The organism is Marinomonas sp. THO17, assembly GCF_040436405.1.
Lineage (GTDB): Bacteria > Pseudomonadota > Gammaproteobacteria > Pseudomonadales > Marinomonadaceae > Marinomonas.
This window is the reverse complement of the sequence record NZ_AP031575.1, coordinates 1,618,086-1,637,014: the sequence shown is the minus strand read 5'-3', so window position 1 is coordinate 1,637,014 and position 18,929 is coordinate 1,618,086. Positions and strand designations below refer to the sequence as shown.

Below are 18,929 nucleotides of genomic sequence, written 5' to 3'. Positions count from 1 at the left end.
CTATGATAAGATGTCGGCTTTGAAAAATCGATGATTAAATGGCTATGAACTCTTCTTACCTAAATTTCAAGGATAAACACATTCTCGTTGTTGGGGATGTTATGTTGGATAGATACTGGCATGGAGGCACTTCAAGAATTTCACCTGAAGCACCGGTGCAGGTGGTCAAGGTATCAAATATCGAGGATAGACCAGGCGGGGCAGCAAACGTCGCATTGGGGCTGGCTAAGCTTGGAGTATCAGTTACCTTGGTTGGTGTGGTTGGTCAGGATGAGAATGCGCAGGTTTTGCAAGACTGTCTTGAAAAAGAAGGTGTTCGCTGTCGTTTCGTTGAATCAAAAGAGTTACCTACGATTACCAAATTGAGGGTAATGAGTCGACATCAACAGCTAATACGACTCGACTTTGAAGAGCGAGTAGACAGTTTGTCGCAAAATGAAGCACTTGCTGAGGTTGTTAAACAGACTCTATCTGATGTTGATGCTGTCATTTTTTCTGATTACGCAAAAGGTTGTCTGGCCGATATCCCGCAGTTAATCAAATTGGCTAATCAAGCCAATGTACCAAGCCTTGTTGATCCTAAAGGGAATGATTTCTCAATTTATCAAGGTGCCACATTGGTTAAACCAAACCTACTTGAATTTGAAACCATAGTTGGAACCTGTCATTCCACAGAGGAATTAGAAAGCAAGGCTAAAGAATTAAAAGCACGGTTTGGATGGCATGCTTTACTGGTGACACGAGGTGAAGATGGGCTGGTTTTGTTAGATGGTGATAAAACACCATTTTATCTTGCAACGGCTGCTCGCGAAGTATTTGATGTGACGGGGGCGGGAGATACTGTTATTGCCGTATTAACGGCCATCTATGTGACCAGTAAACGTTTTGTGGATGCGGTGGAATACGCTAACCAAGCAGCAGGATATGTGGTGGGTAAGCTTGGTACTGCCTTTATCACGGCGGATCAGCTTGAAACCATTATGTATCAGCGTACCCATTCTAAAAACTTTGGTGTGCTTTCTCCTGATGCACTTTTGCAACAAATCAAATTGGCTCAAGTAAATGGTGAAAAAGTAGTTTTTACAAACGGTTGCTTCGACATTTTACATCCTGGTCATGTTGCCTATATGAAACAAGCCAAAGCGCTTGGTGATCGTCTCATTGTTGCGGTTAATACTGATGCTTCGGTTAAGCGTTTAAAGGGTGACAAGCGTCCAATTAATAATCTTGAGCATCGTATGGCTGTACTCGAGAGTGTTGGAGCGATTGATTGGGTAACTTGGTTTGATGAAGATACTCCGAAAAAACTCATTGAGCTTTTGTCACCTGATGTATTAGTCAAAGGAGGAGACTATTCCATTGAGACAATTGTTGGTGCTGATCATGTTTTGGCGAATGGTGGTGAAGTAAAAGTACTGACATTTTTAAATGGCTATTCAACAACCTCCATAATTGAGAAAGCGAATTTGTGAATGCAAAAAAAGCAAGATGAAGAAATAAAAGGACAGATGGCAGTAACCACAGGTTTTCGTACTTACTTGAGGTTGTTGGGCTACGTTAGGGCCTCGTGGATCTATGTGTTATTGAGTGTGATTGGCTTTATGCTGTATGCAGGGATGGAGCCAGCCCTTGCTGCCTTGTTAAAACATATTGTTGATACCGTTTCAGAAGGTAAGGTGCTTGAAAACAGAATTGTTATACCGCTTGCTATATTGGCTATTTTTATTGCTCGAGGCATAGGTACATTTCTGGGCGGCTATTTTATGGCACAAGTGGCCAACAAGGTTGTATTTGACCTAAGAACCAGCATGTTTAACAAAATGGTTAAAATGTCTTCTAGTTATTATCATTCGATACCAACCGGACGACTATTAGCCAAATTAACATATGATACCGAGCAAGTTATTGGTGCCGTTACTCAAGCGATCCGAGTCGTCTTGAGGGAAGGTTTTACTGTGGTGGGCTTGTTGGTTTACATGATTTATATGAATTGGAAGCTAACCTTGCTCTTTATGTTAGTTGTACCTCTTATTGGGTTAATCGTGTCTTATGCATCCAAGCGTTTTCGTCGCCTCAGTAAGCGCATTCAAAATGCAATGGGAGGTGTGACGGATGTGGCCTCGGAAGCCATTAAAGGTCATGAGGTGGTTAAAATCTTTGGTGGCAGCGAATACGAAGTTGAACGTTTCCGTAAAGCCGCACAAGAGAATCGCCGTTCTCAATTGAAAATGGAAAAAACCCGCTCCCTAAATATTCCTATTGTGCAGTTTATATTGGCTTTTGCCATGGCGACTTTAATCTGGTTTGCGCTTAGTCCAACCCTGAGTCAACACATGACACCGGGAGACTTTATTGCCTTCTTAACCGCTGCCGGCATGCTTGGCAAACCTATTCGTCAGCTAACGGATGTCAACAGTGTATTGCAAAAAGGGATTGCAGCGTCACAAAGTATCTTTGAATTTTTGGATATGCGTGTTGAGCCTGATGAAGGGAAAATATTAGCCAGTCAGTTGAAAGGAAATATTGAATGGAAGGGTATGTCATTTCAATACCCAGGTACGGAAAAGCAAGCGCTGAAAAACATCACCCTATCATTACCTGCAGGAAAAACCTTGGCGTTGGTCGGGCGCTCCGGCAGTGGTAAATCGACATTAGCAAATTTGATTCCGCGTTTTTATAACTTAGATGAAGGGGAATTAAATATCGATGGTGTGCCTATTGCCGATTATCAATTAGAGTCTCTGAGGTCTAATATTGCTTTGGTGAATCAACAGGTTGTGCTCTTTAACGGTACTATACGAGAGAACATTGCCTATGGTCATTTGCGTGATGCTAAGGAAGAAGACGTTATTACAGCTGCCAAAGCGGCTAATGCTTGGGGCTTCATCGAGGAATTGGATAAGGGCCTTGATACCATGGTGGGAGAGAATGGGGTCCTGCTGTCCGGTGGTCAGCGTCAACGTATCGCCATCGCTAGAGCCATTCTTAAAAATGCACCTATTCTCATATTAGATGAAGCGACATCAGCACTGGATACTGAATCAGAACGTGCTATTCAATCTGCCTTAGACGGCTTGATGGAAAATCGTACTACCATTGCAATAGCCCATCGTCTATCCACCATTGAAAATGCCGATATTATTGCGGTGGTGGATCATGGCGAGATTATTGAGCAAGGTTCGCATCAGGAATTGCTTGCGCAGCAAGGGGCCTATGCGCAATTGCATAATCAGCAATTTAGTGAGGCGGCTGAATAATGTGGTTGTACTCTTTTGTTATTAACCTACTAACGCCGCTAATATGGTTAAAAATTCGTCGTTTCAAACGTACCTATGCGAATTATCGTGCAAAGGAGGCTTGTGGGCACTGGGGGAAAGTAGAGGCCGATCTTTGGCTGCATTGTGCTTCTGTGGGAGAAGTCTTGGCGGCCAGACCCTTGGTGGCACAGTGGCGCGAAAAATACCCTGATCATCGTTTATTGGTGACGACCATGACACCCACTGGGGCAGAGCAGGTTGTAAAAGTCTTTCCCTTTGCTCAGCATAAATATTTACCAATGGATTGGCATTGGGCAGTGCAGAAAGCACTGAGTCGAATAGAGTGCCCAAGATTATTGATTGTTGAAATGGAGCTTTGGCCAAACCTTTTAATGCTGGCGAAACAAAAAGGGCTTCATGTCAGTATTGTTAATGCGCGAATGAGCGAGCGTTCTTATCTTCGGTATCAAAGGTTTCCTCGTTTTTCATCTCGATTGTTTGCTTTGCCAGATCAATTTTTGGCGCATGCGCAGGCCGATGCGGATCGTATTAAGCGTTTAGGGGCAAGCAAAGTGTATGCGACGGGCAGCATAAAATTCGATTTGGCTGTTTCTGAAGAGGTATTGGATCAGAACTGGCGAGAACAAATTGATCGACCTTTTGTTTGGCTTGCTGCTAGTACTCACCAAGGTGAAGAAGCGCAGATATTAAAAGCGCATCAAGTTCTGTTGAGGTCTCAACCACAAGCACTATTGGTTTTAGTTCCTCGTCATCCTGAACGTTTCGAAGAAGTCAGCGAGTTGGCAAAAGAGTCTTTCTCAAAAGTGGCACTACGCAGTAAAACACCCGTAAATAAATGGAAGGATTTCGAAGTGGTGATAGGTGATAGCATGGGAGAACTTATGCATTACTATCAAGCGTCAGATTTGGCCTTTGTTGGTGGAAGCTTGATAAAACGTGGTGGTCACAATCCGATTGAGCCAGCCTTGCTTTCCAAAGCCATTTTAGTTGGTCCTTATACCTTTAATTTTCAAGACATTACAGATCAGTTGATCTTGGCGAAAGGGGCATTGCGTTGTCAGAATGAGGAGCAGCTGAGCAATTTACTGATTTCTCTATCAAAACAATCGTCCCAACGAATTCGTCTTGGCCAAGCCGCATTAAGGTTCGCGCAAAGCAGTCAAGGTGCAGTAACACGAGTACTTAATGAAATAGACTTTCATTAAGTGACTCTTTACAATGTCCGCTCTATATCTCATGGGGTGCTTGATTTAATTTTCATTTCAAGCTGAGAAGTGATTGTTCGCTAACCCATTGAACCTGATCCAGATTATGCTGGCGTAGGAATTGAGGTAGTAAGTAATGTTCTGTTTGCTTATATTCCTTTGATACGCCGCTCACTTACTTTAGGAGCGACACCTTGAAAAAACTCTCTCTTCGTCAATGTTCAAGTATTGCTTTGGCAAGCCTATCTTTTGCTTTTTCTGCTGCTGTCTTCAGTCAGACTTTAAATGTATACACCTATGATTCTTTCGCATCCGATTGGGGCCCGGGGCCAAAAATAAAAGAAAATTTTGAGAAGGAGTGTGATTGTGAGTTGAATTTTGTTGCCTTGGATTCTTCTGGTGGCATTTTGTCTCGCGTGCAATTAGAAGGGAAGTCGTCTCAAGCGGATGTTTTGTTAGGTTTGGATCTGAATTTGATGACAGCCGCAGCAGAGACTGGTTTGTTAGCAAAACATGGTGTGGATACTACTTCTGTGCAGCTGGATAAGGCTTGGACAGATGAAGTTTTCGTGCCATTTGACCATGGGCACTTTGCTTTTATCTACAACTCTGAAACACTCTCCAATCCGCCAACAAGTTTGTCAGAGATTGTTGAAAACCAAGATTTACGTGTCATTTACCAAGATCCTCGCACCAGTACACCAGGTTTAGGCTTAATGCTCTGGATGAAGTCTGTATATGGTGAGGATGCCGCTACAGCTTGGAAAACCCTAGCTTCTCACACTGTTACCGTGACCAAAGGTTGGTCGGATGCATATGGCCTCTTCCTTAAAGGGGAAGCGGACGTGGTGCTGAGCTACTCCACTTCGCCTGCTTACCACATAGTGGCAGAAGGTGAGAGCAAATATAAAGCGATTGAAGCGAAAGAGGGGCGCTATCCACAAGTGGAGGTAGCGGCAATGCTAAAGTCTGCACCAAATAAAACCCTTGCTCAGCAATTTATGAATTTCATTTTGACACCAGGCTTTCAGTCGACCATAGCAACGGGTAACTGGATGCTTCCTGTTATTAAGCTTGATCAGCCTTTGCCTGCTGCTTTTGATACCGCTTTAAAGCCGGCTAACAATCTGGTGCTACCCGCAGAACAGGTTGCGCTAAACCGCAAAGCATGGATCAATGAGTGGTTGAATGCAACGACCGAGTAAGTAGGACTTTTTTGAAACGAAATATGCCAATCCTAAGCCTACTGCCAGCTCTGCTGGGAGTAGGCTTGTTTGTTTTTTTAGGGGGCATTGGTCTTTTTTATTTGTTGAAGTTCACTGATGTAGGAGAGTGGAAGAGCTTTCTGTCTCAGCCTTATTTATGGCGTTTAATTCGTTTTTCTTTATGGCAGGCTTTACTGAGTAGCTTGATTAGTCTTGCCATCGCAGTTCCAGTTACATCTTGTTTGTTTCATCGTCAGTTTTTTGGGCGGAATCTTTTACTGCAGATTTTCTCTGTATCTATTGTTGTACCAAGTATTGTCGCTATTTTGGGTATCGTGGTGGTGTATGGGCGTAGTGGTTGGGTGAGTAACCTATTGTCGATAGACTTTCCCCTGTACGGTTTGAGCGGGATTTTATTGGCTCATGTTTTTTTCAATTTGCCCCTAGCGGTGCGTTTATTGTTACAGGCGTATGCTTTAATTCCTGCAGGGCAATGGCGACAGGCATATCAGCTGGGTTTTTCTCGTTGGGCAGCCTTTCGCTTTATTGAGTGGAGTTATTTACGCAAGGCCATGCCGGGTGTCTTTGTGTTGATCTTCATGCTCTGTTTCTCTAGCTTTGCTGTTGTGTTGAGTCTTGGTGGCGGGCCAAAATCCTCTACCTTAGAGGTCGCTATTTATCAGGCGTTACGCTTTGATTTTGACTTAAGCAAAGCCAGCTTTTTATCTTTGATACAGGTGGGGATTTGCAGTGCTATGGCATTCTTGGTCTATAAGTTTGCGCCTATACACAGACAAGACGCTAGCTTGCTAGGTGAAACTTTGTACCCCATAAGACAGTCTTGGCTGTCCACTGGCTCTGATGGCTTGGCTTTACTGAGTGTGCTTTTCTTGGTGGTGCCGCCGTTTGTTGCCATATTTGACCCTCTCTTCACTATGACTTTTTGGCAGACTATTCAGTCTCCAGGGCTATGGTCTGCAATGTGGGTGTCGTTAAAAATAGCCTTCCCTGCGGCGTTTTTCAGTGTATTGATGGGTGTGTGTTTTGCTGTTGTAGCAAGGTACTGTATGGGGCGAGCTGTTTTGGATGTGTATTCTATTCGACTGGAGCAACTAGGGAATTTTATTTTGATGGTGCCAGGCTTGGTTATCGCGACAGGCTTGTTTCTCTGGATGCGTGAAATGGGGATGAGTTTTTCATCCAGTTATTGGATTGTGGTTTGGGTAAATGCTGTGATGGCCATGCCGTTTGTGCTGCGTTCTATTATGCCAAGCTTTTATCAGCAGGAGCGACGTTATCGTAACTTATACAGCAGTTTAGGAGTGGCAAGATGGCAGCGCTGGAAACTGGAATGGCCAGTGCAAAAATTTTGTATAGCCCAAGGTTTTGCCTTTGCGTTGGTGTTATCTCTTGGGGATATGGGGGTGATTGCCTTGTTTGGTAGTCAAGGGATGGTGTCATTGCCTTTGTATTTGTTCCAATTAATTGGCAATTATCGGCTTGAGGAAGGCGCTTGTGTGGCGGTGGTGTTAATTTTACTCTGTTTGTTGTTATTCGTCTTAAGTGGTCGAATCATTGGAGGTCGTCAGCATGCTTGATCTTAATCTCGAGTATCATTGGGAAGATTTTCACGCCCATTATCAAGCACAAATAGAGACTGGTATGACTACTTTACTTGGTGGGAGTGGAGAAGGTAAAAGTACCTTATTGCATTTAATTGGTGGTTTTTTACAAGGTAAAGGTCAGCTGTTATTCAATCAAATGTCTCTATCAAATTTGCCTGCTTATGATCGACCGATTTCAACCTTATTTCAAAGTGATAATTTGTTTCCTCAGCTAACGGTTTGGCAAAATGTTGCTATTGGCCTTGTTTCCAGCTTGCGATTGACCCCGGAACAGCAAGAGAAAGTATATTGGGCTTTAGAGCAAACTCAATTGATAGAAAAAGCCAAGTCATATCCGCAAGCGCTTTCTGGTGGTCAGGCGCAACGAGTTGCCATTGCCAGAGTCATGGTGCGAAACAAGCCTATTTTACTATTAGATGAACCTTTTAGTGCGCTGGATCCAGTATTACGTGAGGAAATGCTGTTTCTGGTGAAAGAAGTAACAGAGAGTTTGACTTTGACGACCTTGTTGGTTTCCCATTTGCCCAGTGAGGCAAGCTTAGTGGGAGGAAAAGTCATGATAATTGAATCAGGTAAAGTGGCGGCGCATGACACAATGGAAGTGTTGCAGGGGAGACAAGATCATGTCGCTTTTGAGCGTTACCTTGGGCGTGCAAATACCTCGACAAAAGACGAATAATTCAGTACATATGGCGACCATCTATTATTTGCATGAGGCTTCCGATGTTGGACGATAGGGAACTGATTAAAAAGGGTATTTTAGCGACCATTGCGTATGCTTTTATTATGTCGGTCACTGCAGTAGCAGCTAAGCAGGCGCAAACCTACATCGCAGTTTCAAGTTTAGTCTTTTGGCAAAGTTTGTTTTGCGTTTTGGTTTTACTGCCTCAAATGCGTGGTAAATGGCAAAAGCGACCTTGGACGGTATGGCGTATTCATTTATTGCGTAGTTTCGGCGGTTTCATTGGCTTTCTATTTTATTATTGGGCTCTCAATCATATTCCGTTGGTAGAAGCTTCTTTATTGCGTACCTGTGCACCTCTATGTGTGCCTTTTGTGGTGTTGGTGATTCATCGCATTCGCATTCCAAGAGCTCGTTGGCTGCCTTTGATTATTGGCTTTATTGGGGTTGCTTTGGTGATTCAGCCCACGCCGGACCATATTAATCCTTGGCATCTGGTGGGATTTGTGTCTGCTGTTGGTTTGGCTTTGTCTATGGTGACTACACGAATGTTGTCGCATGAGGTATCAGGCGAAGAAACCTTACTGGTGTATTTTTTGGTGTCCTGTGTTTTGTCTTTACCCTTAGTTTTTTCTCAAGGAGATAGCCTATTGTTACCTATGTCCGTTTGGCCTTGGGTGGCTGTGGTGGCTGTTACCTTATATGTTGGTATGTTTTTGTATAACAAAGCCTATACCTATGCACCTGCCAGTATGGTGTCACCGGTTAGTTACATCGGCGTTGTTTTCAGTGGCTTTTGGGGCTGGGTTATTTGGGGACATGTGCCCGATCAGTTTGCTGTAATGGGCGTAGTGCTGATTTTTATGAGTATTCTGATCAGCACTCGCATCGCACGTAATCGAGGTTAATCTATTCACTTGATTTAGGTTTAGACACTTGATTATTGAGTACAGTAGCAATCAGGATGCCGGAAAAAATCAGAGCAATGCCAATAAAATGGAACTGGAATAAACGTTCGCCTAATAGCAAAACGGATAGGATGATACTAAAGACGGGTAATAAGTGAATGAAGTGGCCAGCGGTTGCTGCGCCTAATTTCTGAATGCCAATGTTCCAGCATAAAAAGGCTCCAATGGAAGCGAATACGCCCATATAAGCTATGCTTCCCCAGTCTTTAGCATGTAAATCGCTGAGGCTGCTCTCAGCAAATAAGAAGAATAGTGGTGCTTGAACCAATGTGCCTATGATGGCAGTACAGGCAAAAAAACCAATCAAGGACATGTCTTTAGGTCGACGAATAATCATCACGGAATAAATTGCCCAACTGACTGCAGCGGTGAGAATCCATAGATCTCCAGTAGAGACAGTTAAATGTAATAAGGTGTCGAGACTACCGCGGCTAACTATGATCACAGCACCAAGGGTGGACACCAATATTCCCGTGTTTTGTATCCTGTTGGTGGTGCTGCCTAGAATAATGCGTGCTGCGATGAGAATCATCACTGGCATGATGGAGTTGAGTAATACGGCATTGGTGACTGTGGTGGAAGTAAGGCCTATGTACAAAAAAAGATTGTAGTTACAGATGCCTAACCAGCCAAAGAGTGCTAACAAGGGCCAGTGTTGGCGGATAATATGTCTCTCTTGGTAAAGCTTTTGATAGGCAAATGGCAGTATTATCAAGCAGGCTAAGGACCAACGAAGGAAAGAAATGCTATAGGGGTCGACACCATTGGAAACAGTCATGCGTCCTAAAATATAGTTGCCAGACCAGAATAAAATAGGCAGTAGCAAATACACAAATGCAGGCATAAAAGGTTCCTTTATTTTTGTTTTAGGCTTTGTTGCGCTTGGCCCAGTTTTGTATGAAAAGGCCGAATAAAATACAGGCTAAGCCGATCAGGGTCGAGGGTAAAATTAGTTCGTTGGCAAGTTGAGAAAGCCAAATAATAGAAAGTAAGGGAGCCAAAAAGATGAGATTGGCGACTTGGCTGGTGTTGCTAGTGAGTTTTAGGGCGTGATTCCATAAAACAAAGCTTAGCCCCATTTCAAATAAGCCTATGTAGATGGCGCCCCAAATACCTTCGGTTTTTAAATTGCTTAATTCACCAGTGACGGCTGCGTAAACAAAGATGATGGGCAAGGCAAAAGCAAAATTAAGAGTGAGACCAATTTGGCTTGGGCGTGTGTCTTTGGTGTTAAGTAACCAATAAAGCGCCCAAATAAATGTGCTGAATAGAGCAAAACCCACACCTACCAAATTCGAAAACTCCAAAGAGCTCACCTCGCCTCGGGTGGAAATATACAACACTCCAAAATAGCAGCTGGCTGCGGCGATGTAATCTGGTAAGCGAAGGCTTTGTTTTAGAATTGGCACAGCCATAAAGCTAAGGGTGATGGCCCAAGTGTAATTGATAGCCTGGGCTTCTTGTGCAGGTAAAATTTGGTAGGCTTTTAGAAGAATAAGGTAGTAAATAAAAGGGTTGATGGTGCCAAAAAACAAAGAAGTGCGCCAAGAAGATATGGCCGCTTTTCTTAATTCGCCAAGGTTACCTTGCAGGGTCAGCAAACAAAGTAAAAAAACCAAGGACATCCCGCAAGCTATGAGTAAAAGTTGTGTGGGGGTCAAGCTTTTAAGAGACAAACTAAAGGCTGTGGCGACGGTTGACCATAAAATCACAGTGAGCAGACCAAAGAGCAATGCTTTGGTGTTATTGCTTAATGGGCGCATAAAGTTTGGCCTTAGAAGTTGTAAATAATCCCTGCAAGGAAAGAGGTTTTTCTTCGTTTATCCACAATTGGGCTGTTAAAAACGCTGTCACTGTAGACAGTATGATTAATAGCGAGCATCAGATTGGTTTGTTGAGATGCTTTGTAAATGCTTCTTAGGCCAATACTATTCTGCGAAGTTGAACCGGTTTGATAGGCGCTTAGACGTCCTGATGTACGATTCGATTCTGCCTGAGAAACTCCATACAGATGTTGACTCATTTGACTGCTGGTGTACTGATGACTAATAGAGGGAATGAATACCCAGTTACCAGATGGAAGAGGAAGACCAATGGACAGTTGAACAGAGTAACCATCATGCTCTCCGCTTATGTCTTGGGCTATTTGCGTGTTTAATAAGCCAAAGCGGTATTCCGCAAATGCCATCACACTATCGTCTCTCTCATCAAGAAGACGTATGTCGCTGTTATCTGAATCATCAGGATCAAAACCAGCAGATTGATAAGATAGTCCTACTGATAAGGCCTGCATTTTGCTCTCGGGGATCACATGGTAGCCAATTTCAGGGAGTTTGAAATAAAAACGCTCTCCTTCATAGGATATGTTGGGTAAGGCTTGCGCATCTGAGTCAGTATCTGTGTAGATAGATTCGGACAAAGCGCCCATAATACCAATGCTTCCAGCGGCATGATTTGAGGCCGAAAATGTCAATAATAGACAAGTGGCAACGACGCTTAAAGAAGGCTGAAATGAGCGACAATTCATGTATTCGTTCCCTATAATCCGTAATAAAAAACAGTAAAAGATGGCATGATTTTATGTTCTTTTACTAGACCTGTAAAACGGTCGAATTCGCTTTGCCTAGGGTGTCGTAAATAGTCTTTAAATACGTTTACTTCTTAATCAGTTCTGCTATATAATTCGCGTCCCTGTAAATCAATACTCCTTGTCTCACAGCTTTTAACAGGGGAAGCGTGGAGACTAAGAACCCATAAGGAGCTTAAATGCGTCATTATGAAATCGTCTTTCTGGTTCACCCAGATCAAAGCGAGCAAGTACCAGCAATGGTTGAGCGTTACACTAACCTAATCACTGAAGATGGTGGTCAAGTGCACCGTTTCGAAGATTGGGGTCGTCGTCAGCTTGCTTACCCAATCAACAAAATTCATAAAGCACACTATGTTCTAATGAACGTTGAGTGTTCTGAAAGTGTTTTGTCTGAACTAAACGACACTTTCCGCTACAACGATGCCATCATCCGTAACATGGTGATCCGTCGTAAAGAAGCGGTTACTGCTGTTTCTCCTATCAAGGCTTCTGAAGGTCGCGAAGAGCGTCGTTCTGCACCACAGCGTGAAGAACGTAATGCTGAAGTTGCTGCAGAAACTGTTGAAGAATCTGAAGATTAATCTATTTGAATTAGGAGACACTCATGGCTCGTTTTTTCCGTCGTCGTAAGTTCTGCCGTTTTACAGCAGAAGGCGTTAAAGAGATCGATTACAAAGATCTAGACACACTTAAAGGTTACATTACTGAAACTGGTAAAATTGTACCTAGCCGAATCACTGGCACTAAGGCTCGTTACCAGCGTCAGCTAGCGACTGCAATCAAACGCGCTCGCTATATTGCTTTACTTCCTTACACTGACAGCCACTTTAATTAATAGGCTAGAAGTACACTAATGAGCGGTTTAGCCAAATGGGTAATGCAGAAACGTCTTAATGCCATTATTGGTGTTATGGTGTTTGGTTTGATCCCTGTCATGTTCTGGTTGGCTGCGGCCATTTTAGGTCTAGTGGTACTTCGTAAAGGTGTTAAAGAAGGAATATCTGTTTTCGCTTGGGGCTGTTTACCGGGTTTAGTGATCTGGATGCTGCAAGGGGATGCAACGGCATTAATGGTAATGCTGGACGTGACTTTGTTAGCTTATATATTAAGGCGCACAACGTCATGGAGTTGGGTGTTGTTGATCGGCAGTTTTATTGCCTGTATCAGTACCCTGATTCAGCCACTGCTCATGGCAAACGTGATGAACTTTGCAGTTGACTTAGTTGAAACGGTTTTGCAGCGAGAAGGGGTAGAGGTTCCTGCTCGATCAGCCATATTTACTCAAGCGGTAATGGCAGTATCCATTTTTCAAGCAGTGATTGCGGTATTAGCGTTATTACTGGCTAGAAAATGGCAGGCAGCACTTTACAACCCTGGTGGTTTGCGTACAGAGTTTCATCAATTAAGAATGCCTTTGGCATTCAGTCTAGTGCTGGGCGCTATGATTTTAATTGGTGAAAGTGTTGGGGGTGCATTTAGCGTGTTGTCTCTGGCGGCTGTACCAGCATTGGTTTTACCTGGCCTTGCATTAGTACACGGTATTTTAGCAAAAAAAGAAATTGGGATTGTTGGACTGATCGCATTTTATTTGGTGGGATTTTTTATCCTGAATGTGTATTTTGCCAATCTGTTAGTGGCACTTAGTGTGATAGACAGTTTTGTCGATATACGTTCTAAAATCCAAGATAAAGCGTCCAACTCAAATGATAGCGAATGATTAAATAGAGGTGATCGAGATGGAAGTTATTCTACTCGACAAAGTAAACAAGCTAGGCGGTATTGGTGACGTTGCAGTTGTTAAACCAGGCTACGCTCGTAACTTTTTGATTCCAAACAAAAAAGCTGTAATGGCTACAAAAGCTAACTTGGCTAGCTTTGAAGAGCGTCGTGCTGAACTTGAAGCTCAGGCGGCAGAGCGTAAAGCGGCTGCTGAAACACGTGCGCAATCACTAGAAGGCAAAACTTTCACCATTACAGCAAATGCTGGTGACGAAGGTAAGCTGTTTGGTTCCATTGGTACACGTGACATCGCGGAAGCGATTTCTGCAGAAGTTGAAGTGGCTAAAGCAGAAGTTCGTCTACCTGAAGGCTCAATCCGCCATACAGGTTCTTTCGAGATCGATTTGCAACTTCACTCTGAAGTTGTTGTTACTGTGACACTAGCAGTGGTTGCTGAATAATTTACTAAGCGAAATTATTTGTCAAAAAAAAGGGCATCTTGCAGTTTGCGAGATGCCCTTTTTTTATTGCCATGATAAGCTAATCTTTTGTTTTTTTACCTTTTCTTACAGGTGTTGTTGCGTGCAATTAGACGATTCAGAAGTAGCGGCAATAAAGCTGCCTCCCTATTCAATCGAAGCTGAGCGTTCTGTGGTTGGTGGTTTGATGCTGGACCCACAAGCTTGGGAAAAAGTGTCTGAGCTGGTCATAGCGGATGATTTTTATCGACCCGAACACAAGCTTATCTTTTCGGTTATCGCGAGATTGGCGGATGAATCTGAACCTGTGGATGTGGTGACCATAGGCGAGCGTTTAGATAAGCGTGGTGATTTAGAGTCCATTGGTGGTATGGCGTATCTGATTGAGATTGCTGAAGCCACGCCAAGTGCGTCTAATATTGCATCTTATGCAGACATTGTTCGAGAGCGCTCGGTACTGCGTCGCCTTATTAGCACCACCAATGAAATTTCTTCCCGTGCTTTTCATCCAGAGGGTATGACAGCGGCAGAAGTGCTTGATGAGGCAGAACGAAAAATATTCCAAATAGCTGAAGGTGGTGAGAAAAAGGGCGGCCCCCGAATTGCCTCTGATATTCTTAGTGCGACGGTGGATAAGATTGATGAATTATATCACCAAGATGGCGCCATTACCGGATTGAGTACAGGTTTCACCGACCTAGATGCCATGACGGCTGGCTTACAGCCAGCGGATTTGGTCATCGTAGCGGGTCGTCCTTCTATGGGTAAAACCACTTTTGCCATGAACTTGGTAGAAAATGCCGCGATGATCAGTGATTTACCTGTTATCGTATTCAGTTTGGAGATGCCGGCCGAACAATTAATGATGCGTATGTTGTCGTCACTCGGTCGAATTGACCAAACCCGTATGCGTTCAGGTCAGTTGATTCAAGAAGATTGGGACAAGCTGATGTCCGCGGTTAAAATGCTCAAAGACCGAAAGTTATTCATCGATGATACAGGTGGTATTAGTCCAACAGAGATGCGTTCTCGTGTGCGTCGAATCGCTCGAGAGCACGGCGGCGTTGCCTTGATCATGGTCGACTATTTGCAGTTGATGCAGATACCAGGCTTTACCGAAGGTCGGACCAATGAAATTTCGGAGATTTCTCGATCTCTAAAGGCCATCGCTAAAGAGATGGAATGTCCTATGGTGGCTTTGTCCCAGCTTAATCGTAGCCTTGAGAATCGTCCTAATAAACGTCCAGTGAACTCGGATTTGCGGGAATCTGGTGCGATCGAGCAGGATGCTGATGTGATTTCATTCGTATATCGTGATGAGGTATATCATGAAGACACGCCTCACAAAGGTATTGCTGAAATTATCATAGGTAAGCAGCGTAATGGCCCGATAGGAACCTGTCGCCTCGCTTTCGTAGGTAAGTTTACCCGCTTTGAGGACTTAGCGCCGGACGCTTATCGCGACTTTGATGATGAGTAGAGATAGCCACTGATATCTATTGGCAGAAAAAATAACAAAAATCGAGGGATGAAGATGCGTAAAATGTCTATAACTGGAAAGGAGAATGACTTTCTTGAAAGCGATATTTTGGTGTCTAGTACGGATGTAAAAGGGCGAATCACTTTTGTCAATGAGGCTTTTTGTAAAGTGGCTGGTTATGATGAGGGCAGCTTAATAGGTGCGCCGCACAATATTATCCGTCATCCCGATGTGCCTTCAGCCGTGTTTGCGGATATGTGGGCAAACCTTAAACGAGGGCATAGTTGGATGGGGATAGTAAAGAATCGCTGTGAAAATGGCGATCATTACTGGGTGAGTGCTCATGTCAGTCCGCTCTTGGATGGTGATAAAGTCATTGGTTATGAATCAGTGCGCCGCAAAGCCTCGCAAGTTGAAAAGCACCATGCGCAAAACATGTATGACAGAATTAATGCGGGTAAAAGTTTGCTGCCTTGGCGAGTAAAGAGTGCATCGCATTTTGCCAACGCTATTTGGCCTGCCATCTTGGCATTTGCTCTTTTGGCGGTGCTTGCTTTGTTCACTGATAATATTATTTATCAAGTATTGGCAATAGTCGTGGCTTTGCTGGGGGCAGGTTATGTTTACTCTCAAGCTCAATCTGTGCGGCGTTTGGTGTCTGTACTCTCTGAAGAAGCGAGAAACCCTATTGGTCAATATTTGTATTGCCATTCTGTGGGAGCTAAAGCTGCCATTCGTTTTGAAAAAATCCATCAAGAAGCTGCAGCGCATACATTTCGCTATCGTCTAAAAGAAGGTGCTAATCATCTTAGTAAACGTGCCTCCGCTGCTAAGGCCAGCGTTACTAACAACTTAGCAAACTTTACTAAGCAGCGTACGACTTTTCAGGATGTGGTGGCTGCCAGCTCGCAATTGTTGACTAGTGTGACTCAAGTGGCGTCTCACATTCAGGTAGCAGTCGATGCGACTGAGGCGGTGGGTGGTTTGACGCAACAAAGCCGTCATTTGGCGCAGCAAACCGGAACGACGATTGATCAGGTGTATCGTGAAATTGCTGATGCCAAACAGGTGGTGTCCATTCTGGCAGAAGAAAGCGACAAAATTAACGAATTGGTTCACTCCATTAGTGATATTGCAGAACAAACAAACTTACTTGCGCTTAATGCTGCGATTGAGTCTGCGCGCGCTGGTGAAGCGGGGCGCGGCTTTGCAGTGGTTGCCGATGAGGTAAGAGCGCTTGCCATTAGAACGCAAACTGCCACGCAAAGCATTCATGGTATGACTGAAGCCTTGAAGAAGCACACTGCTGAAGTCACCCAAACCATAGATAAGGGCACCTTGGTGGCTCAGGAAGGGGTGAATAGTGTCAATCAAGTGGCTGAAAAGATGAGTGAAATAGAAATCTCAGTACAACGTATAGTAGAGATGACCGCGCAAATTAATGTGTCTTCTGAAGGTCAAGCGAATGTTGCGCGTAACTTAAATGAAAGAATGACGACTGTGGATGAGTTGAGCGTAAACAGCATAGAACGAGCTGAAAATATTGTGTTAAATATCACGCATATTGAAGAAGAAGCTTATGAGCAAGGAAATCTTGCTGAACGTATGAAGCAATAAGCATTTATATAGCTCTTATTGAAAGCCCCTTAGCTGTGTAATAAGAGCTAGGGGGCTTTTTTATTTATCTTGGATAACCTGATAAATGGCTTTTCCAAGCTGCTCAACCTGATGTTTGCTTATGACATAAGGAGGCATTAGATAAATAAGTTTGCCAAAGGGCCGTATCCATACGCCTTGAGCAACAAACTTAGGCTGTATGTTGTGAAGACTGACGGCTTCTTTCAGCTCGACCACTCCAATGCCACCCAAACAGCGAACCTCCTTAACTTGGTCTAGGGTTTCGCAGGGTTCTAATGAGGTTTTTAACCAGAGTTCCAATTGCTTAACTTGCTCTGTGATAGCTCCTTCCAGTAAAAGTTTTAAGCTGGCGTTTGCTGCACTACAGGCTAGTGGGTTGGCCATAAAAGTTGGGCCATGCATGAACACACCGTCTTTCTCACTGATGCCAAGCGCTACCTTATCATTGGTTAAGGTGGCTGCCAGTGTCATATATCCGCCTGTTAAGGCTTTGCCAATGCACATAATATCGGGGCAAATTTGACTATGTTCTGTGGCAAAGAGTTTGCCTGTTCGACCAAAGCCAGTGGCGATTTCATCGAAAATTAATAAGATATCGAACTCATCGCATAAAGCGCGAATGGTATTTAGATAGTCAGGATTATAGAAGCGCATGCCGCCAGCATTTTGCACGACAGGCTCAATGATGAAACCGGCAATTTTTTGATGGTGCTGTGAAAACATGTCACGTATTTCGGCAATGTAATTTTCATCTATTGGTGTATGGAGTCCTGTTGGTGGAGGTGAGACAAAAAATTGTTGTGTTAAAGCGTCTGTGAAAAGGTTGTGCATACCATTTTCAGGATCGCAAACAGACATAGCAGCAAAGGTGTCGCCATGGTAGCCGCTGCGCGGAGTGACAAAGAATTGTTTACTTGCCTTGCCTTGCGTGTGCCAATATTGAATGGCCATTTTTAGGGCTACTTCAACGGAAACCGAGCCTGAATCTGAGAAAAAGACTCGCTGTAATGGCTCGGGTGTTATTTCAATGAGTTTCTCCCCTAACTTGATGGCCGGTTTATGGGTCAGTCCACCAAACATCACATGTGAAAACTGTTTTAATTGCTCCTCAATGGCTTGATTTATCGTGGGGTTGTTATAGCCATGAATGACGCTCCACCAAGAAGACATGCCGTCGACTAAACACTCACCTGTGCTCAAGGTAATTTCACATCCTTCGGCTTTTTCAACCAAAAATTGGGGGCTTGGGTGGCTCATCGAAGTGTAGGGGTGCCAGAGTAACTGTTTGTCGAGGTCAAGATAGTCTTGTGTGGTGCGCTTGGTTTGCATGAAAAAGTGCCTTTGCTGAATCTGCCGGAATACTAAACAAAGCAGCACAAAATGACCAGAGTTCACTTTTATCTGTCCGCTGTTCTGGCAATAATCCAAACATCGATGTGTTTTGCACCAGCTTGCCTAAGTGATTGGCATACTGCTTCTATCGTGCTACCTGTTGTCATGACGTCGTCAACCAAGGCTATATGCTCGGCGATAGGTTGAAGGATTTGGTAGCTATTGCCTGGTGCACTAAGGCGATCTTTGCGTTTAAGTAAGTGCTGTGCTTCTGTGTGTTGTATTTTGTGGATTGGGTTATAGGTCGGCAGTCGAGGTGCGTTTTGAGTTTGTTGTCGTAATTCTTGTTCAAGCTGTTTGGTGATCAATTGTGTCTGGCAGAAGCCTCTTTCGCGAATGCGTTTGGGGTGGCTTGGAACGAAAAGTAATTGTTTTGGCCAAGCTTGATTCTGATAAGCTTTCAGAAGGTGTTCACTAAGTAGATGCACCAATGGGCGAATAAAGTGCACTTGTTGGTGGAATTTGGTTTGATGAATTAATGTGCGCATGCTGCCAGTAAAGAGATAGGGGGCAAAGCATGTGTCGTAGCTGGGTGGTTTTATTTGACATTCACCGCACACAAGTCTTTGTTCTTCAGGGTGTTGTGAAGCAAATGGCTTACGGCATTTTTGACAGCAGGTAATGTTCTTTTCAAACCCACTGCGGCAATGTAAACAGATTGGGAAAGC

At 43.9% G+C, this 18,929-nt stretch carries 18 protein-coding genes and 1 riboswitch; of the genes, 13 read left to right on the top strand and 5 right to left on the bottom strand.

The features are described 5' to 3' along the window. Nucleotides 1–44: 44 nt before the first annotated feature. The 7 genes from hldE (at nucleotide 45) to ABXS85_RS07700 (ending at nucleotide 8,903) form a co-directional block, all read left to right on the top strand. The gene (gene hldE / locus ABXS85_RS07730) at nucleotides 45–1,472 is read left to right on the top strand and encodes a bifunctional D-glycero-beta-D-manno-heptose-7-phosphate kinase/D-glycero-beta-D-manno-heptose 1-phosphate adenylyltransferase HldE (RefSeq protein ID WP_353669463.1); all 1,428 of its coding nucleotides are present in this window, start codon (nucleotides 45–47) and stop codon (nucleotides 1,470–1,472) included. Then, the gene (msbA, locus tag ABXS85_RS07725; RefSeq protein WP_353669462.1) at nucleotides 1,473–3,257 is read left to right on the top strand and encodes a lipid A export permease/ATP-binding protein MsbA; all 1,785 of its coding nucleotides are present in this window, start codon (nucleotides 1,473–1,475) and stop codon (nucleotides 3,255–3,257) included. Next, on the top strand, nucleotides 3,257–4,483 hold the full coding sequence (locus ABXS85_RS07720; RefSeq protein ID WP_353669461.1) for a 3-deoxy-D-manno-octulosonic acid transferase: 1,227 nt from the start codon (nucleotides 3,257–3,259) through the stop codon (nucleotides 4,481–4,483). Before msbA ends, ABXS85_RS07720 begins: the two co-directional genes overlap by 1 nt. A gap of 22 nt (nucleotides 4,484–4,505) precedes the next feature. After that, nucleotides 4,506–4,622: riboswitch (TPP riboswitch) on the top strand. A 55-nt stretch (nucleotides 4,623–4,677) separates the two neighbouring features. After that, entirely contained in the window at nucleotides 4,678–5,688 is a 1,011-nt protein-coding gene (thiB, locus tag ABXS85_RS07715; protein ID WP_353669460.1) for a thiamine ABC transporter substrate binding subunit, read from the top strand. 23 nt (nucleotides 5,689–5,711) lie between these two features. Beyond that, nucleotides 5,712–7,286: a thiamine/thiamine pyrophosphate ABC transporter permease gene (gene thiP, locus ABXS85_RS07710; RefSeq protein ID WP_353669459.1), complete on the top strand. Its 1,575-nt coding sequence runs from the start codon at nucleotides 5,712–5,714 to the stop codon at nucleotides 7,284–7,286. Next, nucleotides 7,279–7,992, top strand: coding sequence for an ATP-binding cassette domain-containing protein (locus tag ABXS85_RS07705; protein WP_353669458.1), 714 nt, complete (start codon nucleotides 7,279–7,281; stop codon nucleotides 7,990–7,992). Before thiP ends, ABXS85_RS07705 begins: the two co-directional genes overlap by 8 nt. A 44-nt stretch (nucleotides 7,993–8,036) precedes the next feature. After that, nucleotides 8,037–8,903 carry a DMT family transporter gene (locus ABXS85_RS07700; protein WP_353669457.1) on the top strand — a complete coding sequence of 289 codons (867 nt, stop codon included), beginning with the start codon at nucleotides 8,037–8,039 and terminating at the stop codon, nucleotides 8,901–8,903. 1 nt (nucleotide 8,904) lies between these two features. On the opposite strand, the gene ABXS85_RS07695 is transcribed toward ABXS85_RS07700, so the two are convergent. The 3 genes from ABXS85_RS07695 to ABXS85_RS07685 are packed head-to-tail and all read right to left on the bottom strand — an operon-like array spanning nucleotide 8,905 to nucleotide 11,490. Continuing rightward, the gene (locus ABXS85_RS07695; protein ID WP_353669456.1) at nucleotides 8,905–9,807 is read right to left on the bottom strand and encodes a DMT family transporter; all 903 of its coding nucleotides are present in this window, start codon (nucleotides 9,805–9,807) and stop codon (nucleotides 8,905–8,907) included. Between the two features lie 22 nt (nucleotides 9,808–9,829). Then, complete coding sequence (locus ABXS85_RS07690; protein WP_353669455.1) at nucleotides 9,830–10,726, bottom strand: DMT family transporter; 897 nt, start codon at nucleotides 10,724–10,726, stop codon at nucleotides 9,830–9,832. 11 nt (nucleotides 10,727–10,737) lie between these two features. Further along, nucleotides 10,738–11,490, bottom strand: a complete 753-nt coding sequence (locus tag ABXS85_RS07685; RefSeq protein WP_353669454.1) for a MipA/OmpV family protein — start codon at nucleotides 11,488–11,490, stop codon at nucleotides 10,738–10,740. A gap of 239 nt (nucleotides 11,491–11,729) precedes the next feature. On the opposite strand from ABXS85_RS07685, the gene rpsF reads away from it, so the two are divergent. From rpsF to ABXS85_RS07655, 6 genes are all read left to right on the top strand, one after another. Continuing rightward, nucleotides 11,730–12,134, top strand: a complete 405-nt coding sequence (gene rpsF / locus ABXS85_RS07680) for a 30S ribosomal protein S6 (RefSeq protein ID WP_353669453.1) — start codon at nucleotides 11,730–11,732, stop codon at nucleotides 12,132–12,134. A gap of 23 nt (nucleotides 12,135–12,157) precedes the next feature. Beyond that, a complete protein-coding gene (gene rpsR / locus ABXS85_RS07675; RefSeq protein WP_013662377.1) occupies nucleotides 12,158–12,388 on the top strand; it encodes a 30S ribosomal protein S18 in 231 nt (76 codons plus the stop codon). A gap of 18 nt (nucleotides 12,389–12,406) precedes the next feature. After that, nucleotides 12,407–13,270, top strand: a complete 864-nt coding sequence (locus ABXS85_RS07670) for a hypothetical protein (protein WP_353669452.1) — start codon at nucleotides 12,407–12,409, stop codon at nucleotides 13,268–13,270. A gap of 19 nt (nucleotides 13,271–13,289) precedes the next feature. Then, nucleotides 13,290–13,733 carry a 50S ribosomal protein L9 gene (gene rplI / locus ABXS85_RS07665; RefSeq protein ID WP_353669451.1) on the top strand — a complete coding sequence of 148 codons (444 nt, stop codon included), beginning with the start codon at nucleotides 13,290–13,292 and terminating at the stop codon, nucleotides 13,731–13,733. A gap of 121 nt (nucleotides 13,734–13,854) precedes the next feature. Next, a complete protein-coding gene (gene dnaB / locus ABXS85_RS07660; RefSeq protein ID WP_353669450.1) occupies nucleotides 13,855–15,231 on the top strand; it encodes a replicative DNA helicase in 1,377 nt (458 codons plus the stop codon). 63 nt (nucleotides 15,232–15,294) lie between these two features. After that, entirely contained in the window at nucleotides 15,295–16,848 is a 1,554-nt protein-coding gene (locus ABXS85_RS07655; protein ID WP_353669449.1) for a methyl-accepting chemotaxis protein, read from the top strand. A gap of 60 nt (nucleotides 16,849–16,908) precedes the next feature. Here the strand turns inward: ABXS85_RS07655 and bioA are convergent, their stop codons facing one another. Both bioA and ABXS85_RS07645 read right to left on the bottom strand, forming a co-directional pair. Beyond that, nucleotides 16,909–18,198 (bottom strand): adenosylmethionine--8-amino-7-oxononanoate transaminase, encoded by a 1,290-nt coding sequence (bioA, locus tag ABXS85_RS07650; RefSeq protein WP_353669448.1) that lies wholly within the window; start codon nucleotides 18,196–18,198, stop codon nucleotides 16,909–16,911. 68 nt (nucleotides 18,199–18,266) lie between these two features. After that, nucleotides 18,267–18,749: a hypothetical protein gene (locus tag ABXS85_RS07645; protein WP_353669447.1), complete on the bottom strand. Its 483-nt coding sequence runs from the start codon at nucleotides 18,747–18,749 to the stop codon at nucleotides 18,267–18,269. Nucleotides 18,750–18,929: the final 180 nt, after the last annotated feature.

Excerpts from the sequence above, each read along its gene's own strand:
- hldE (WP_353669463.1), top strand. The coding sequence starts at position 45 with ATGAACTCTTCTTACCTAAATTTCAAGGATAAACACATTCTCGTTGTT.
- msbA (WP_353669462.1), top strand. The coding sequence starts at position 1,473 with ATGCAAAAAAAGCAAGATGAAGAAATAAAAGGACAGATGGCAGTAACC.
- ABXS85_RS07720 (WP_353669461.1), top strand. The coding sequence starts at position 3,257 with ATGTGGTTGTACTCTTTTGTTATTAACCTACTAACGCCGCTAATATGG.
- thiP (WP_353669459.1), top strand. The coding sequence starts at position 5,712 with ATGCCAATCCTAAGCCTACTGCCAGCTCTGCTGGGAGTAGGCTTGTTT.
- ABXS85_RS07705 (WP_353669458.1), top strand. The coding sequence starts at position 7,279 with ATGCTTGATCTTAATCTCGAGTATCATTGGGAAGATTTTCACGCCCAT.
- ABXS85_RS07700 (WP_353669457.1), top strand. The coding sequence starts at position 8,037 with ATGTTGGACGATAGGGAACTGATTAAAAAGGGTATTTTAGCGACCATT.
- ABXS85_RS07695 (WP_353669456.1), bottom strand. The coding sequence starts at position 9,807 with ATGCCTGCATTTGTGTATTTGCTACTGCCTATTTTATTCTGGTCTGGC.
- ABXS85_RS07690 (WP_353669455.1), bottom strand. The coding sequence starts at position 10,726 with ATGCGCCCATTAAGCAATAACACCAAAGCATTGCTCTTTGGTCTGCTC.
- ABXS85_RS07685 (WP_353669454.1), bottom strand. The coding sequence starts at position 11,490 with ATGAATTGTCGCTCATTTCAGCCTTCTTTAAGCGTCGTTGCCACTTGT.
- rpsF (WP_353669453.1), top strand. The coding sequence starts at position 11,730 with ATGCGTCATTATGAAATCGTCTTTCTGGTTCACCCAGATCAAAGCGAG.
- rpsR (WP_013662377.1), top strand. The coding sequence starts at position 12,158 with ATGGCTCGTTTTTTCCGTCGTCGTAAGTTCTGCCGTTTTACAGCAGAA.
- ABXS85_RS07670 (WP_353669452.1), top strand. The coding sequence starts at position 12,407 with ATGAGCGGTTTAGCCAAATGGGTAATGCAGAAACGTCTTAATGCCATT.
- rplI (WP_353669451.1), top strand. The coding sequence starts at position 13,290 with ATGGAAGTTATTCTACTCGACAAAGTAAACAAGCTAGGCGGTATTGGT.
- ABXS85_RS07655 (WP_353669449.1), top strand. The coding sequence starts at position 15,295 with ATGTCTATAACTGGAAAGGAGAATGACTTTCTTGAAAGCGATATTTTG.
- bioA (WP_353669448.1), bottom strand. The coding sequence starts at position 18,198 with ATGCAAACCAAGCGCACCACACAAGACTATCTTGACCTCGACAAACAG.
- ABXS85_RS07645 (WP_353669447.1), bottom strand. The coding sequence starts at position 18,749 with ATGCGCACATTAATTCATCAAACCAAATTCCACCAACAAGTGCACTTT.